At 70.9% G+C, this 14,431-nt stretch carries 14 protein-coding genes; 4 read left to right on the top strand and 10 right to left on the bottom strand.

The window, feature by feature from the left end; genetic code table 11:
* Nucleotides 1-39: 39 nt before the first annotated feature.
* Nucleotides 40-579, top strand: coding sequence for a cysteine hydrolase family protein (locus AAHB17_RS15525; RefSeq protein WP_342131537.1), 540 nt, complete (start codon nt 40-42; stop codon nt 577-579).
* A 6-nt stretch (nt 580-585) separates the two neighbouring features.
* On the opposite strand, the gene AAHB17_RS15520 is transcribed toward AAHB17_RS15525, so the two are convergent.
* The 8 genes from AAHB17_RS15520 to mutL all read right to left on the bottom strand — a co-directional run bounded on the left by AAHB17_RS15520 (nt 586) and on the right by mutL (nt 9,879).
* Entirely contained in the window at nt 586-1,209 is a 624-nt protein-coding gene (locus tag AAHB17_RS15520; protein WP_342131553.1) for a LysE family translocator, read from the bottom strand.
* A 6-nt stretch (nt 1,210-1,215) separates the two neighbouring features.
* Nucleotides 1,216-2,400, bottom strand: coding sequence for a lytic murein transglycosylase (locus AAHB17_RS15515; protein ID WP_342131536.1), 1,185 nt, complete (start codon nt 2,398-2,400; stop codon nt 1,216-1,218).
* 6 nt (nt 2,401-2,406) lie between these two features.
* Nucleotides 2,407-3,060, bottom strand: coding sequence for an ABC transporter ATP-binding protein (locus AAHB17_RS15510; RefSeq protein WP_342131535.1), 654 nt, complete (start codon nt 3,058-3,060; stop codon nt 2,407-2,409).
* The gene (gene miaA, locus AAHB17_RS15505; protein WP_342131534.1) at nt 3,053-4,009 is read right to left on the bottom strand and encodes a tRNA (adenosine(37)-N6)-dimethylallyltransferase MiaA; all 957 of its coding nucleotides are present in this window, start codon (nt 4,007-4,009) and stop codon (nt 3,053-3,055) included. Before miaA ends, AAHB17_RS15510 begins: the two co-directional genes overlap by 8 nt.
* Nucleotides 4,006-5,238, bottom strand: coding sequence for a multidrug effflux MFS transporter (locus AAHB17_RS15500; RefSeq protein ID WP_342131533.1), 1,233 nt, complete (start codon nt 5,236-5,238; stop codon nt 4,006-4,008). Before AAHB17_RS15500 ends, miaA begins: the two co-directional genes overlap by 4 nt.
* A 182-nt stretch (nt 5,239-5,420) precedes the next feature.
* Nucleotides 5,421-6,263: an alpha/beta hydrolase gene (locus AAHB17_RS15495; protein ID WP_342131532.1), complete on the bottom strand. Its 843-nt coding sequence runs from the start codon at nt 6,261-6,263 to the stop codon at nt 5,421-5,423.
* Nucleotides 6,264-6,412: 149 nt separating this feature from the next.
* Nucleotides 6,413-7,756 (bottom strand): NADP-specific glutamate dehydrogenase, encoded by a 1,344-nt coding sequence (gdhA, locus tag AAHB17_RS15490; protein WP_342131531.1) that lies wholly within the window; start codon nt 7,754-7,756, stop codon nt 6,413-6,415.
* A 140-nt stretch (nt 7,757-7,896) separates the two neighbouring features.
* A complete protein-coding gene (gene mutL / locus AAHB17_RS15485; RefSeq protein ID WP_342131530.1) occupies nt 7,897-9,879 on the bottom strand; it encodes a DNA mismatch repair endonuclease MutL in 1,983 nt (660 codons plus the stop codon).
* A 35-nt stretch (nt 9,880-9,914) separates the two neighbouring features.
* Between mutL and AAHB17_RS15480 the strand changes: the two genes are divergently transcribed.
* A complete protein-coding gene (locus AAHB17_RS15480; protein WP_342131529.1) occupies nt 9,915-10,568 on the top strand; it encodes a DedA family protein in 654 nt (217 codons plus the stop codon).
* A 10-nt stretch (nt 10,569-10,578) separates the two neighbouring features.
* On the opposite strand, the gene AAHB17_RS15475 is transcribed toward AAHB17_RS15480, so the two are convergent.
* Both AAHB17_RS15475 and tsaE read right to left on the bottom strand, forming a co-directional pair.
* A complete protein-coding gene (locus AAHB17_RS15475) occupies nt 10,579-11,976 on the bottom strand; it encodes an N-acetylmuramoyl-L-alanine amidase (protein WP_342131528.1) in 1,398 nt (465 codons plus the stop codon).
* On the bottom strand, nt 11,973-12,473 hold the full coding sequence (gene tsaE, locus AAHB17_RS15470) for a tRNA (adenosine(37)-N6)-threonylcarbamoyltransferase complex ATPase subunit type 1 TsaE (protein WP_342131527.1): 501 nt from the start codon (nt 12,471-12,473) through the stop codon (nt 11,973-11,975). Before tsaE ends, AAHB17_RS15475 begins: the two co-directional genes overlap by 4 nt.
* 66 nt (nt 12,474-12,539) lie before the next feature.
* Here tsaE and queG point away from each other — a divergent pair, with 66 nt between their 5' ends.
* Nucleotides 12,540-13,598, top strand: coding sequence for a tRNA epoxyqueuosine(34) reductase QueG (gene queG, locus AAHB17_RS15465; protein WP_446719609.1), 1,059 nt, complete (start codon nt 12,540-12,542; stop codon nt 13,596-13,598).
* Nucleotides 13,595-14,410: an MlaE family ABC transporter permease gene (locus AAHB17_RS15460; RefSeq protein ID WP_342131525.1), complete on the top strand. Its 816-nt coding sequence runs from the start codon at nt 13,595-13,597 to the stop codon at nt 14,408-14,410. Before queG ends, AAHB17_RS15460 begins: the two co-directional genes overlap by 4 nt.
* The last annotated feature ends 21 nt before the right edge of the window (nt 14,411-14,431 follow it).

Below are 14,431 nucleotides of genomic sequence, written 5' to 3'. Positions count from 1 at the left end.
TCATCCCCGTTGGAAACCACAACAGGACAGGGAGTGTTCATGACCAAGGTGTTGCTCGTCATCGATGTCCAGCAGGGGCTGTGCGAGGGCGAAGACGCGGTGTTCGACGGCCCCGGGCTGATCGGGCGCATCAACCAGCTGACCGTGGGATGCCACGCGGCGAACGTGCCGGTGATCTTCATCCAGCACGAATCCACGGCGGGCTACCTGGAGCGGGGTTCGCGCGCGTGGCAGCTGGCCCAGGGCCTGAAGGTGGAGGACAGCGACATCTGCCTGCGCAAGACGGCGGCCGACGCCTTCCACAAGACGGTGCTGCTGTCGACGCTGCAGGAGCTGGGCGCGACCGAGCTGCTGGTCTGTGGCATGCACACCGAGTTTTGCGTCGACACCACCGTGCGGCGCGCCCTGGCGCTGGGCTACCCGGTCACGCTGTTCGAGGACGGGCACTCGTCGGCCGGGAATCGGGTGCTGAGCCCGCAGCAGGTGATCGCGCACCACAACGCCACCCTGTCCAACATCAGCAGCTTCGGCCCGCGCGTGGCCCTGGCCAACAGCGCGCATTGGTTCGAGGCCGCTTGAACACGTTCAGCGTTCGGCCCAGAGCAGGCGCGCGGCCAGGCCGACAAAAACGGCGGCCGCCGCGCGGTTGAGGCCGCGCTGGGCGGCGGGTGAGCGCTGGAACCAGCCGCCCACCAGGGCTGCGAACCAGGCAAAGCCGCCGAACACCAGCAGGGTGGCCAGCACGAAGAGCGCGCCCAGCTGCACCACTTGTTGCGCCACCGGGCCCGCCTCCGGCGTCACGAACTGCGGCATGAAGGCCAGGAAGAAAATGCCGACCTTGGGATTGCTGAGGTTCATCACCACGCCCCGGGCGTAGGTGCGCCAGGCGCTGGCTGGCACCGCGCGCGCGGCCAGCGGGCCCACCGGCGCGCGCCACGCGCCCCAGGCGAGGTAGATCAGGTAGGCCGCGCCCGCCAGCTTGAGTGCGGTGAAGGCCAGCGGCGAGGCGGCCAGCACGGCGGCCAGGCCCAGGGCCACGGCGGCGGTGTGCGCCAGCAGCCCGGTGCACAGGCCCAGCGTGACCAGCCAGCCGGCGCGGCGGCCGTGGGCGGCCGACTGCATCAGCACGAAGACGTTGTCGGGGCCGGGGCTCAGGCCTAGCAGCACAGACAGGGCGAAGAAGCTCAGGGCGGTGTCCAGGGGCAGCAGCATGGGTCAGTTCCTCAAGGCCTTGAGCAGCTTCTGGCCGGCGCGACCGCTGGCCTCGTGGCCCAGGCGGGTCTGCTCGGCGCGGATGGCGGCGCGACTCTTGTCGCCCAGCATGCCGTCCACCGTGCCGATGTCGTGGCCGCGCAGCAGCAGCAGGCTTTGTATTTCGCGGCGCTCGGCGCGCGACAGGCCGAGGTCGTCGGTGGGCCAGGGCGTGGCGAAGGGCGCGCCGCCGCGCAGGCGGTCGGACAGGTGGGCGATGGCCAGGCCGTAGCTTTCGGCCGCGTTGTAGCTGTAGAGGGCGTCGAAGTTGCGGGTGACCAGGAAGGCCGGGCCGCTGGGGCCGGCCGGGGTCATGAGGCCGGCACTGCCCTGGGCCGGCAGGGCGCTGCCGTCCACGCGCTTGAGGCCACGCGCGGCCCAGTCGGCCATGGCGCGCTTGGTGCGGCGGCCTTCGCCGCCGGTGTTGAAGCCGGCCGGCAGCTTCACCTCGAAGCCCCAGACCTGGCCGGTCTGCCAGCCCGCTTTTTGCAGGAAATTCGCGGTCGATGCCAGCGCGTCGGCGGTGCTGTCCATCAGGTCGCGCTTGCCGTCGCCGTCGAAGTCCACCGCCAGGCGCTCGAAGGTGCTGGGCATGAACTGGGTGTGGCCAAAGGCGCCCGCCCAGGAGCCGACCAGGCGCTCGGGCGCGATGTGGCCGGCCTGCAGGATGCGCAGCGAGGCGAAGAACTCGCCCCGGAAATAGCCCTGGCGGCGGCCGAAGCAGGACAGCGTGCCCAGGGACTGCACCAGCGGGTAGCTGCCGAAGCTCTGGCCGAAGTTGCTCTCCACGCCCCACACGGCCACCACGGTGGCGGCGTCAACGCCGAATCGCGCAGCCACCTGGTTGAGTGTCTCGCGGTGCTGGTCCAGCAGGGCACGGCCCTGTTCGACCCGTTCCTCGTCCACCAGCCCGGCCATGTAGTCCCAGATGGCGGTGCGGAACTCGGGCTGGTTGTCCAGCTTCTCGATCACGCCCATGTCGGGCGCCAGGCCCTGCGTGTGGCGGGCGTAGGCGGCGTCACTCACGCCGGCGGCCCGGGCGGGCGCGCGCAGTTCGGACAGGCAGGCGCCGAAGTCGCCGGCGGATTGGGCCCAGACGTTGGTGGACAGGGCCAGGGCCAGGGTGGGGGCAAGCAGCAGGGTTCGCATGGTGGGTCAGGTGATGCCTCGGGCGGTGAGGTGGAGCCGGCGGTCGCAGCGCTGGGCGGCGCTGTCGGAGTGGGTGACCAGCACCAGGGCGGCGCCGTGCTCGCGGGTTTGTTGTTGCAGCAGGTCCAGCACCTGGGTGGCGGTGCCGGGGTCGAGGTTGCCGGTGGGCTCGTCGGCCAGCAGCAGGGCCGGGCGGTGCACCAGGGCGCGGGCGATGGCCACGCGTTGCAACTGCCCGCCCGAGAGCTGCTGCGGCAGGCGCGTGCCCAGGGCTTGCAGGCCGACGGCGCGCAGCACCTCGGCCACGCGGGCGGGGTCGGGGCGTTGCTGCAGCAGCAGGGGCAGGGCTACGTTCTGTGCCACGTCCAGGTGGGGCAGCACGTGGAAGGCCTGGAACACGAAGCCCACGTGGTCGCGCCGCAGCAGGGCGCGGGCCGTGTTGTCCAGCGCACCCAGGGGCTGGCCACACAGGCGCACCTCGCCCGCGTCCCAGGTGTCGAGCCCGGCCAGGCAGTTGAGCAGGGTGGACTTGCCCACGCCCGATTCACCAACGATGGCCACGCTTTCGCCGGGCAGGACGCGCAGGTCCACGGCTTCGAACACCGTGCTGTCGCCGTAGCGTTTGGCCAGGCGGCTGACTTCGACGACGGACTCAACCATGGGCGCCAAGGTGGTGGGCGGCGTGCCGCAGCACCTGGGCCAGCGCGTCGGGCGCGTCGCAGGCGATGGAGGTGCGCTGGGGCATGCCGCGCAGCCAGGTGATCTGGCGCTTGGCCAGCTGTCGCGTGGCGGCAACGCCTTGTTCGCGCAAGGCCTGCATCGCCGCGGGCGTGCCGGCGTCCAGCGCCTCCCAGGCCTGGCGGTAGCCCACGCAGCGCATGCTGGGCAGGTCGGGGTGCAGGTCGCCGCGTGCGCGCAGCGCTTTCACCTCGTCCAGGAAGCCCTGGGCCAGCATGGCGTCGAAGCGCTGGGCGACGCGATCGTGCAGCCAGGCGCGGTCGGTCGGCTCCAGCGAGAGCAGGGCGCCGGGCGGCAGCGGCCAGGCACCTTTGCGCGCGCCCTGCTGCAGCGCCGAGATGGGTTGGCCGCTGACCCGGAAGACCTCCAGCGCGCGCGAGATGCGCTGCGAGTCGTTGGGCGCCAGCCGCGCGGCGGTGCTGGGGTCCACCCGGGCCAGCGCGGCGTGCATGGCCGGCCAGCCCTGCGCCAGGGCTTCGGCCTCGATGGCGGCGCGCACGGCCGGGCTGGCCGGGGGCATGTCGTCCAGGCCGTCGAACAAGGCCTTGAGGTAGAGCATGGTGCCGCCCACCAGCAGCGGGATGTGGCCGCGTGCGGCGATCTCGTCGCGCAGGCGCGTGGCGTCGCGCACGAACTCGGCGGCGCTGTAGGCGTTGAGCGGGTCGCGGATGTCGATCAGGTGGTGGGGCACGGCCGCCAGCTCGGCGACGCTGGGCTTGGCGGTGCCGATGTCCATGCCCCGGTAGACCAGGGCCGAGTCGACGCTGATGATCTCCACCGGCCAGCGCTGCGCCAGGCCCAAGGCGGCGGCGGTCTTGCCGCTGGCGGTGGGGCCGGTCAGCACCAGCCAGCGCGGGACGGTGGTGGTCACGGCGCGGACTCCTGCACCATGCGTTGCGGTGCCGAGCGGGGTTCGCCGTGGCGCCACACCAGCGTCCAGGCCACCAGCGCGATGACGGCGGCCCAGAACCAGATGCCGTTGGTCAGTGGCAGCACGGTGGCCTGTTCACCGACCTTGAGGTGCCCGCCCAGCCAGGCGCCCATGCCAAAAGCCACCAGCGTGGTCATGAAGCCGCTGAGCGCCGAAGCCGCGCCGGCCGCCTGCGGGAAGGGCCCCACGGCGCCGCTCTGGCCACAGGGCTGGTGCACGCCGTGCGCGATCATGAAGATATAGAAAGGCAGCACGATGGCCCACACGCTGTGCACGCCGGCCAGCGCCAGGCCGCCCAGCAGCGTGCCGCCGGTGAGCGTGAGCACGGCCGCCACGCCCACGGTGCGGCGCACGCCCAGCCGGGGCAGCAGGCGGCGGCAGACGAAGGTGCCGACGATGTAGCAGAACGAGACCGAGGCCATGAACAGGCCGTAGGCCGTCTTGCCCAGGCCCAGCACCTGGATGAAGACAAAGGACGAGGCCGCCAGGAAGGTGAACAGGCCGCCATAGGACGCCGCCGCCAGCAGCGAGTAGGCCCAGAAGGTGGGGTGGCGCAGGATCTGCCCCCAGGTGCGCAGCAGCGTGGCCACCTGCAGCGCGCGCGGGTTGGTGGCCGGCACGGTTTCCTCGAAGCGCCAGAAGATCACCGCCAGCCCGACGGCACCGAAGACCGCCAGCGACATCAGCGCCATGCGCCAGCCAAAGGCGTCGGACAGCAGGCCGCCCAGCGGCGCGCTCAGGCAGGCGATGAGACCCAGGCCCGACAGGCCCTTGGACATGACACGCGCGCCGTCGGCGGGTTTGTAGAGGTCGCGCACGATGGCGCGGGCACACATCACTCCTGCGCCCATGGCCACGCCCTGGACGGTGCGCCAGACGATGAGCTGTTCCATCGACGAGGCCAGGGTGCTGCCCAGCGAGGCCAGCACGAAGGCGGCCAGGCCCGTCAGCAGCACGGGGCGGCGGCCGAAGCGGTCGGACAGCGGACCCCAGACCAGCTGTGACAGGCCAAAGGCCAGCAGCAGGGCGGTCAGGGTGAGCTGGGCCTGGCCCATGGGGGCGCCAAAGCCCTGGGTCAGCGCGGGCAGGGCGGGCAGGTAGAGGTCGGTGGTGATGGGCTGCAGGCCCAGCATCAGGGTCAGCACCAGCACCACCAGACCGGGGGACATGCGGTTGGGAGTCTGCGAGGAGGGCATCCGGTCGAGGGTAGCAGATGCGGGCGCAACCAACGCCCCCACGCTCCGCCGCTGCGCGGGTCGCTGCCCCCCGAGGGGGCTGTTTCGCCTTGGGGCGGCCCGGCGGCGAAACGTGGCCCCACGTCGCTGCCCGCCGAGCGGCGGACTCCAACGGATCAGCGAAGGCCGAACAGCTCGTTCAGCGCCACGCGGTACTGCTCCTGTCCCACCGCATTGGTGTTGTGGTGCGAGCCGCCTTCCACCAGCACAAAGGCCTTCTTGCCGGTGGCGGCGTCGAACAGGCGCCGGCCCAGTTCGGGCGGGATCAGGCGGTCTTCGTTGCCGTGCACCACCAACAGCGGCGAGCCGATGGCGGCGACCCGGTTGACCGCCTCGAAGCGCTGGGTGATCAGCGGCGACACCGGCAGCCAGCCCCATTTGAAGGAACTCACCACGTCGGGAATGGAGGTGAAGCTGCCCTCGACCAGGGTGCCGGCCTCGTCGTTCACCTGGGCGGCCAGCTCGATGGCGATGGCCCCGCCCAGCGAGTGGCCGAAGATGTAGCGCGGGCGGCCCGGGTAGCGCCGGCCCAGCCAGTCCCAGGCGGCGCGGGCGTCCTCGTAGGCCATGGCCTCGGACGGCAGCTCGGCCGTGCTTTTGCCAAAACCCCGGTAGTCGATGCCCAGCACCGAGAAACCCAGTGCCTGCATGCGCTGCATGCGGAAGGCCGAGCCGGTCACGTTCCAGCGCGCACCGTGCAGGTAGAGCAGGATGGGCGCGTCGGCCTGGCGTCCAGCGTCCTCATGGGGCGCCCACAGGCCGTGCAGCCTGGCCGGCTGGCCGGTCTCGCGCGAATCGAAGTCGATCCAGACGTCGGCCATGCCGGTGGCGGCCTCGGCCCCGCGCGACCAGCTGCGGTCCGAGGGCTGGAAGATCCAGAGGCGCTGTTTTTCATCCAGCGTGGCGCAACCGGCCAGCAGCGCCAGGCTGGCCATCAACACAAGCAGCAGACGTTTCATGGCGCAGTGGGACGCGCCCGCCGGACAAAAGTTCAGGCCCTTCACCAGAGGGGGAGTCCATCCGGGGGCACCGCCGGGCTGGCTTTGCCAGACGGCCAGTGCCGCCCCCCGGGGGGTGACGCGCCCTTGGGCGCGGCGCGGGGGGGGACCTAAACCACCCCTTGCGCCAGCATGGCGTCGGCGACTTTCACGAAGCCGGCGATGTTGGCGCCGTCCACGTAGCTCACCGTGCCGTCGGCGCGCCGGCCGTGCTGCAGGCAGGCCTGGTGGATGCCGACCATGATGCCGTGCAGGCGCTGGTCCACTTCCTCGCGGGGCCAGCTCAGGCGCATGGCGTTCTGGCTCATCTCCAGGCCCGAGGTGGCCACGCCACCGGCGTTGCTGGCCTTGCCCGGGGCGTACAGCACGCCGGCGTCCTCGAACACGCGCACCGCGTCCATGGTGGTGGGCATGTTGGCGCCCTCGGCCACGCATTTCACGCCGTTCTTCACCAGGGTGGCGGCGTCGGTGGCATCGAGTTCGTTCTGGGTCGCGCAGGGCAGGGCCACGTCCACCGGCACGCTCCAGGGCTTGGCGCCGGCCTCGAAACGGGTGCCCGTGCGGGCCGCGTAGTCGCTGACCCGGCCGTACAGGTGGTTCTTCACCTCCATCAGCTCGGCGAGCTTGGCGGGCGTGAAGCCGTCCGCGTCGATGACGGTGCCGCTGGAGTCCGACACGGTGACCACCTTGGCGCCCAGGGCCATGGCCTTTTCCACCGCGTACTGCGCCACGTTGCCCGAGCCCGAGACGCTCACGCGCAGGCCGTCGAAGGACAGGCCCCGGGTCTTGAGCATTTCCTGAGCGAAATAGACCGTGCCGTAGCCGGTGGCCTCAGGGCGGATCAGCGATCCGCCAAAGCTCAGGCCCTTGCCGGTGAACACGCAGTCGGCGCGGTTGCTGAGCTTCTTCATCATGCCGGCCATGTAGCCCACCTCGCGGCCGCCCACGCCGATGTCGCCGGCCGGCACGTCGGTGTCGGCGCCCACGTGGCGGAACAGCTCGCTCACCAGGGCCTGGCAGAAGCGCATCACTTCACCGGGGCTCTTGCCCTTGGGGTCGAAGTCGGCGCCGCCCTTGCCGCCGCCCATGGGCAGGGTGGTCAGGGCGTTCTTGAAGGTCTGCTCGAAGGCCAGGAACTTGAGGATGGACAGGTTGACCGAGGGGTGGAAACGCATGCCGCCCTTGTAGGGGCCGATGGCCGAGCTCTGCTGGATGCGGTAGCCGCGGTTGACCTGCACATCGCCGTGGTCGTTGACCCAGGCGATGCGGAACATGACGGTGCGCTCGGGCTCGACCAGGCGGTCCAGCAGGCCTTGTTCGGCGTATTTGGGGTGGCGCTGGATGAAGGGCCACAGGCTTTCCATCACCTCGGTGACGGCCTGCAGGAACTCCGGCTGGCCCGGGTTGCGCTGCTGGACGTGTTCAAGAAACGGGTGGACCGACGCGTATTTCATTGCTCATGCTCCATAAAAGTGCATGAGATTATGCGTATGGTGCATTTCATGAACCAAAACCAGGCGTTCTGGTTTTTGATTGCACCAAAAGCAAGATTGTTCGCGTTGAACGGGCGCCTTTTCGCCTCGGGTTGGTGCGTTCAGCGCCCGCGCAGGAAAAGCGCGTCCAGCGCCTTCATGTCGAGCTGGCGCCAGGTGGGCCGGCCGTGGTTGCACTGGTCGGCGCGTTCGGTCACTTCCATCTGGCGCAGCAGCGCGTTCATTTCCTCAACGGTCAGGCGCCGGTTGGCCCGCACCGCGCCGTGGCACGCCATGGTGGCCAGCAGCTCGTTGCGGGCACGCTGCACCACGGTGCTGGCCTCGTGTTGGCCCAGTTCGGCCAGGACGCTGCGCGCCAGCGCCACGGCATCGCCGCTGGCCAGGGTGGCGGGCACGGCGCGCACCGCCAGGGTCTGGGGCGAAAACGGCGTGATCTCCAGGCCCAGCTGCAACAAGGCCTCGGTGCTGGCTTCGGCCGTGGCCACCTCGGCCGGCGTGGCGGCGAAGGTGGCCGGGATCAGCAGCGGCTGGCTGGACAGCGCGGCCTCGGGGCCGGCGTCGAGCTGCTGCTTGAGGCGTTCGTAGACGATGCGCTCGTGGGCCGCGTGCATGTCCACCAGCACCAGGCCCTGCGCGTTTTCGGCCAGCACGTAGACGCCGTGCAGCTGGGCGATGGCGCGGCCCAGGGGCCAGGTGGCAGGTGTCGGTCCGGTGTCGGTGGCTGGCGCCGGCGCCGGCTCGACCGTCCGCTCGCCGCCGGTGGGCGACCACAAGGCCGCGAGGTCGCGCACCGCGTGGCCGGCCTGGGGCGGCGAACTGGGACGGTAGGTGAACGGGCTGGCGGACGGCGCGGCCCAGCGGTCGCCGCCATCGGTGTCGGCGGCGCGCTCGGCCAGGGGCAGCGGGCTCTGCCAGGCGGGCGAGGCCAGGTGCAGCGGGCTCTGCCAGGCGGGCGAGGCCAGGTGCATCAACGGTGCCTCGGCCGGTGACTGCGTGGCGGTGGGCTGCTGGCCGGCGCGCGAGGCCGCCAGCGCGTCCTCGACCGCGTGCCGCACGGCCTGGTGCACCTCGCGGCTGTCGCGGAAACGCACCTCGATCTTGGTCGGGTGCACGTTGACGTCGACCCGGCGGGCGTCGAGTTCGATGAACAGCGCGTAGACCGGCTGGCGGTGGCCGTGCAGCACGTCCTCGAAGGCGGCGCGGGCGGCGTGGCCCACCACCTTGTCGCGCACGAAGCGGCCGTTGACGTAGGCGAACTGCTGGTCGGCGCGCGCGCGGGCGAAGTCGGGCGTGCCCACGCGCCCCCACACGCGGATGGGGTGCGGGTGTTCGCTGCTGCTTTGCCAGGCCACGGCCAGGCTGTTGTCCATGAACTCGCGGCCCAGCACGTCGCCCAGGCGCTGGGCCAGGGCCTCGTCGGGCAGGGCACCGGGCGGCGCCGCGCGCCACTGCTCGACCAGCTTGCCTTCGTGCCAGACGGCAAACGCCACGTCGGGGCGGGCCAGGGCGTGGCGACGCACGGCTTCCACGCAGTGGGCGAGTTCGGTGGCGTCGGTCTTGAGGAACTTGCGCCGCGCCGGCGTGCTGTAGAACAACTCGCGCACCTCGACGCTGGTGCCCACGCCGCGAGGCGCCGGGCTCAGCTCGCCGGTGCGGCCGTTGAGCAGCCAGGCGTGGTCGGCGCCGGCCTCGGCCACCTGCGGGCGCGAGAGCAGGCTGAGTTCGGCCACCGAGGCGATGGCGGCCAGCGCCTCGCCCCGGAACCCCATGGTGCCCACCGATTCGAGGTCATCCAGCGAGCGGATCTTGCTGGTGGCGTGGCGCTTGAGCGCCACCGGCAGCTCGGCCGGCGGGATGCCCAGGCCATCGTCCTCGACCGCGATCAGGCGCACGCCACCGGCCAGCAGGCGCACGGTGACCTGGCGCGCGCCCGCATCGAGCGCGTTGTCCACCAGCTCGCGGACCACCGAGGCGGGGCGTTCCACCACTTCGCCGGCGGCGATCTGGCTGATCAGTTCGTCGGGCAGCTCCAGGATGGGGCGGCGCTGGGCGGTCGGGGCGGGCAGGTCGTGGGGGGCGTTCACGGGCCGATTTTAGGCCGCACCGATAATCCCCTCCCATGGAATTCATTGCGACCCTGATCGACTTCATCCTGCACGTGGACGCCCACCTGGAGGCCTTCGTGCAAACCTACGGTGCCTGGGTCTACGCGCTGCTGTTCCTGATCATCTTCGTCGAGACCGGCGTGGTGGTCATGCCTTTCCTGCCAGGGGATTCGCTGCTGTTCGTGGTGGGCGCGCTGTGTGGCGCCGGCCTCATGAGCCTGCCCCTGGCCATGGCCCTGCTGGTGGTGGCGGCCATCCTGGGCGACCAGCTCAACTACAGCATCGGCCGCCACATCGGGCCCAAGGTGTTCCAGTGGGAACAATCCCGCTTCTTCAACCGCAAGGCCTTCGACCGCGCCCACGCCTTTTATGAGCGCTACGGTGGCATCACCGTCATCCTCGCGCGCTTCATGCCCTTCGTGCGCACCTTCGTGCCCTTTGTGGCCGGCGTGGCCGAAATGACCCGCAGCACCTTCACCTTCTACAACGTGATCGGCGCGCTGATCTGGGTCGTGGGCCTGACCGGCGCCGGCTACCTGTTCGGCAATCTGCCCTGGGTGCAGACCCACCTGAGCAAGATCATCTGGGCCATGATCATCGTGCCGGGCCTGATCGCGATGTTCGGCGCCTGGCGGGCGTCGCGGGCCGAGGGGAAGCCGGCGGCCTGAGGCCGCTGGCTCAGGACATCTGCCGCGTCCGCGCCAGCGGCGGATTGCGGGCGAAGTAGCGCACGATGCCGCGCATCAGGGCGTCGGCCAGTTCGTTCTGGTAGGCTGGGTCGTTGAGGCGCTGCTCTTCGTCGGGGTTGCTGATGAAGGCGGTCTCGACCAGCACGCTGGGGATGTCGGGCGCGCGCAGCACCGCAAACCCGGCCTGTTCCACGCGCGGCTTGTGCAGCTTGCCCACGCGGCCGATCTCGCCCAGCAGGGCGCTGCCGAACTTGAGGCTGTCGTTGATCTGGGCGGTGGTGCTCATGTCCAGCAGCACGCGGCGCACGCCGGCGTCCTGGCTGCCGAGGTTGATGCCTCCCACCAGGTCGGCCTTGTTTTCCTTGTCGGCCATCCAGCGCGCGGCCGCGCTGGAGGCGCCCTTGTCGCTGAGCGCGTAGACGCTGGCACCCTGCGGGCGGGGGGTGAAGAAGGCGTCGGCGTGGAGGCTCACGAACAGGTCGGCCTGCACGCGGCGGGCCTTGTCCACCCGCACGTGCAGGGGCACGAAGAAGTCGGCATCGCGGGTCATGAAGGCGCGCATCTGGTTGCCGTTGACCTGGGCCGCGTTGATGCGCGCGCGCAGCTTGTGCGCGACCTGCAGCACCACGTTTTTCTCCTGTGTGCCGCCGGGGCCGATGGCGCCCGGGTCCTCGCCGCCGTGGCCGGGGTCCAGCGCGACGATGATGAGGCGGTCGGTCTGCGCGCCCTTGAAGTCGTCGCGCCGGGTGATGGCGGGCGTGGCCGGCGCGGGTCTGGCATCGGCGGGTTTGGCCGGCGGGGCAAAGATCTCGGGCTCGCGCACGGGCCGCTCGGCGCGCTGAGCGATCAGGTCGCCCAGCGGATCGTGGGCCGGCGCCGGGCGGGCCGCCGAGGAGGAGGGGCCCTCGGGCGCCGACATGCCGGGCGCCAGTTCCTTCAGGCGCTGGGCAATGAAGTCTTCGAGTGGGTCGGGCGGTGTCACTGGGTAGAGGTCGAACACCAGCCGGTGCTGGTAGGCGGCCACCGGGTCGAGGCTGAAGACCTGGGGCGTGATGGGTTTCTTGAGGTCGATCACCAGCCGCACGACATTGGGTGCGTTCTGCGCCACCCGCAGGCCAGCGATGTTGGGGTCGTCCGAGCGCACCTTGCCCAGCAGCTCGCGCAGGCCCGGCAACAGGTCGATGCCTTCGATGTCCACCGCCAGGCGCGGCGGGTCGGAGACGAAGAACTGGCGTGCCTTGAGCGCGCCATCGGATTCGATGGTCACGCGGGTGTAGTCGGGCGCGGGCCAGATGCGCACCGCCACCACCGAGGCGCCATGCGCCAGCTGGTGGGCGCCGATCAGCAGCACCAGGGAACCGGAGGTCAGCAGGTCGCGCCGCTTCATGGGGCCAGCGCCTCCAGCAGGCGGGCGCCGGTGGGGCTGCGGGCAAACAGGCTGAGGCGGCGGCAGTCGTCGTGGTCGTCCATGGGCTCCAGTATGAGGTCGGCGTCGGGCGTGGGCATGACGCCCTGGGCCTTCTCGGGCCACTCCACCAGCTTGAGGCCGGGCTGGGCGAAAAGTTCGCGGAAGCCGGCGTCCTCCCATTCGCGCGGATCGGCGAAGCGGTAGAAGTCGAAGTGCGAGATGGCCAGGGTGGGGTGGGGCGCGGCGCCCCAGGCCGACGGCCACGGGGCTTCGTGGGGCTCGACCACGGTGTAGGTCGGGCTCTTGATGCGCCCGCCCACGCCCAGTGCCCGCAGCAGGTGGCGCACCAGCGTGGTCTTGCCGGCGCCGAGGTCGCCGTGCAGCGCGATCACCGCGTTGGCCAGTGCCGGCGAATGGGCCAGCCGCTCCGCCAGGGCCTGGGTCTGCGCCTCGCCCAGCAACGGGGTGCGCCACACGGCGCCCGGTGGGGGGGCGCTGCCTACAATCGCGTTGTGTCCGATGCTGCTCAACTTGTCTCGCAAATTCAGGCCTGGGGCCGGGAATTGGGATTTTCCCAAATTGGCGTGGCCGGTGTGGATCTTTCGAGCGCCGAGCCCGGCCTGCTGGCCTGGCTGGCCGCCGGCCACCACGGCGAGATGGGCTACATGGCCCAGCATGGCCTCAAGCGCGCCCGCCCGGCCGAGTTGCTGCCCGGCACGCTGAGCGTGATCACCGCGCGCCTGGACTACCTGCCGCGCGACACGCCCGAGGGCTGGCCCATCCACGAACTGGGCCGCCTGAACCGCCCCGGCGAGGCCGTGATATCCCTTTATGCGCGGGGCCGCGACTACCACAAGGTGTTCCGCCAGCGGCTGCAGAAGCTGGGCGAGCGCATTGGCCAGGCGGTGGCGCCGCTGGCCCACCGCGCCTTCACCGATTCGGCCCCGGTGCTGGAGGCCGAGCTGGCGGTGCGCAGCGGCCTGGGCTGGCGCGGCAAACACACCCTGGTGCTGCAGCGCGAGGCGGGCTCCATGTTTTTCCTGGGCGAGGTCTTCGTGGACATGGCGCTGCCGCCCACCGCGCCCACCACGGCCCACTGTGGTCAGTGTTCGGCCTGCATCACGGCCTGCCCCACGGGTGCCATCGTCGCCCCTTACCGGCTGGATGCAAGGCGTTGCATTTCTTACCTGACCATCGAGCACGCCGGCCCCATCCCGACCGAGCTGCGACCGCTGCTGGGCAACCGCATCTACGGCTGCGACGACTGCCAGCTGGCCTGCCCCTGGAACAAGTTCGCCCAGCGCAGCCCCTTGCCCGATTTCGAGCCGCGCGCCGGCATGAGCGATGCCACGCTGGTGCAGCTGTTTGCCTGGGAAGAAGCCGAATTCCTGCGGCGCACCGAGGGCAGCGCCATCCGCCGCATCGGCCACGAACGCTGGCTGCGCAACATCGCCGTGGCCCTCGGCAACGCGCTGGCCGTTGGCGCCGAGCCCGAGCCCCTGCGGGCCGCGCTGCAGGCCCGCGCCGCCCACCCGAGCGAACTGGTGCGCGAACACGTGGCCTGGGCGCTGGCGCAAGCGTCCGATACGATGGGGGCATGACCACCGAGCCGCTCCTGCTCCAGACCCTGCGCGACATGGGCCGGGCCTCGCTGCGCTGGAGCGCGCAGTGGGTCTACATCGCGCGGCTGGCGGCGCAGATCATGGCCTGGGCCTTGTCGCCCGGCAGCTACCCGCGCGCGCTGCGCCCGGTGATGGCGCGGCACATCTACCAGTCGGCCGGGCCGTCGTTGCTGTGGTACGTGCTGATGTTTGGTTTCTTCAGCCTGGTGCTGGTGCGCATCGTGCTGGTGTCGGCGCAGAGCTATGGCCTGTCGCGCTACGCGCTGGAGATGGTGGTGCGTGTGTTGGTGCTGGAGTTGCTGCCCCTCGCGGCGGCCTTGTTCGTGGCCATGCGCTGCGCCATCCCCTATGGCTCCGAAGTGGCCACGCTGCGCGCCAGTGGCCGCTTCGCCGCGCTCAGCGCCCAGGGCATCGACCCCATGCGCCAGGAGGTGTTGCCCCGCGTGGTGGCCGGCGTGTTCGCGGTCTGGCTGCTCACCGCCTTCAGCGCGGTGGTCACGCTGGTGGTGAGCTACCTCGTGGTCTACGGCTTCACGCCCTTTGGCTGGGCCGCCTACACCCGCACCGTGGGCCAGGTGTTCGGCCCGGCGGTCACGCTGGTGTTCGTGGTCAAGACCCTGCTGTTCAGCCTGGCGGTGGCGGTGGTGCCCATGGCCGCCGCCACCTGGACGGCGCCTCCCGGGCGCCCCGGTCTGGGCGCGGCCGCCAGCGCCGAGTTGCAGGGCCTGGTGCGCATGTTCATGATGTTGCTGTTGTTCGAAGCCTTGTCGCTGCTGGGCAACTACTATTGACCTTCTTCTCCGGATACGCAC

The sequence above is a fragment of the Hydrogenophaga sp. OTU3427 genome (genome assembly GCF_038440225.1).
GTDB lineage: Bacteria > Pseudomonadota > Gammaproteobacteria > Burkholderiales > Burkholderiaceae_C > Hydrogenophaga.
The sequence above is the reverse complement of the archived record's forward strand: the minus strand, read 5'-3'. Positions and strand labels throughout refer to the sequence as shown.

Bases quoted from the DNA above. Each gene is read 5' to 3' on its own strand.
- AAHB17_RS15525 (WP_342131537.1), top strand. From the start codon at position 40: ATGACCAAGGTGTTGCTCGTCATCGATGTCCAGCAGGGGCTGTGCGAG.
- AAHB17_RS15515 (WP_342131536.1), bottom strand. From the start codon at position 2,400: ATGCGAACCCTGCTGCTTGCCCCCACCCTGGCCCTGGCCCTGTCCACC.
- AAHB17_RS15510 (WP_342131535.1), bottom strand. From the start codon at position 3,060: ATGGTTGAGTCCGTCGTCGAAGTCAGCCGCCTGGCCAAACGCTACGGC.
- AAHB17_RS15500 (WP_342131533.1), bottom strand. From the start codon at position 5,238: ATGTCCCCCGGTCTGGTGGTGCTGGTGCTGACCCTGATGCTGGGCCTG.
- AAHB17_RS15495 (WP_342131532.1), bottom strand. From the start codon at position 6,263: ATGAAACGTCTGCTGCTTGTGTTGATGGCCAGCCTGGCGCTGCTGGCC.
- gdhA (WP_342131531.1), bottom strand. From the start codon at position 7,756: ATGAAATACGCGTCGGTCCACCCGTTTCTTGAACACGTCCAGCAGCGC.
- AAHB17_RS15480 (WP_342131529.1), top strand. From the start codon at position 9,915: ATGGAATTCATTGCGACCCTGATCGACTTCATCCTGCACGTGGACGCC.
- AAHB17_RS15475 (WP_342131528.1), bottom strand. From the start codon at position 11,976: ATGAAGCGGCGCGACCTGCTGACCTCCGGTTCCCTGGTGCTGCTGATC.
- AAHB17_RS15460 (WP_342131525.1), top strand. From the start codon at position 13,595: ATGACCACCGAGCCGCTCCTGCTCCAGACCCTGCGCGACATGGGCCGG.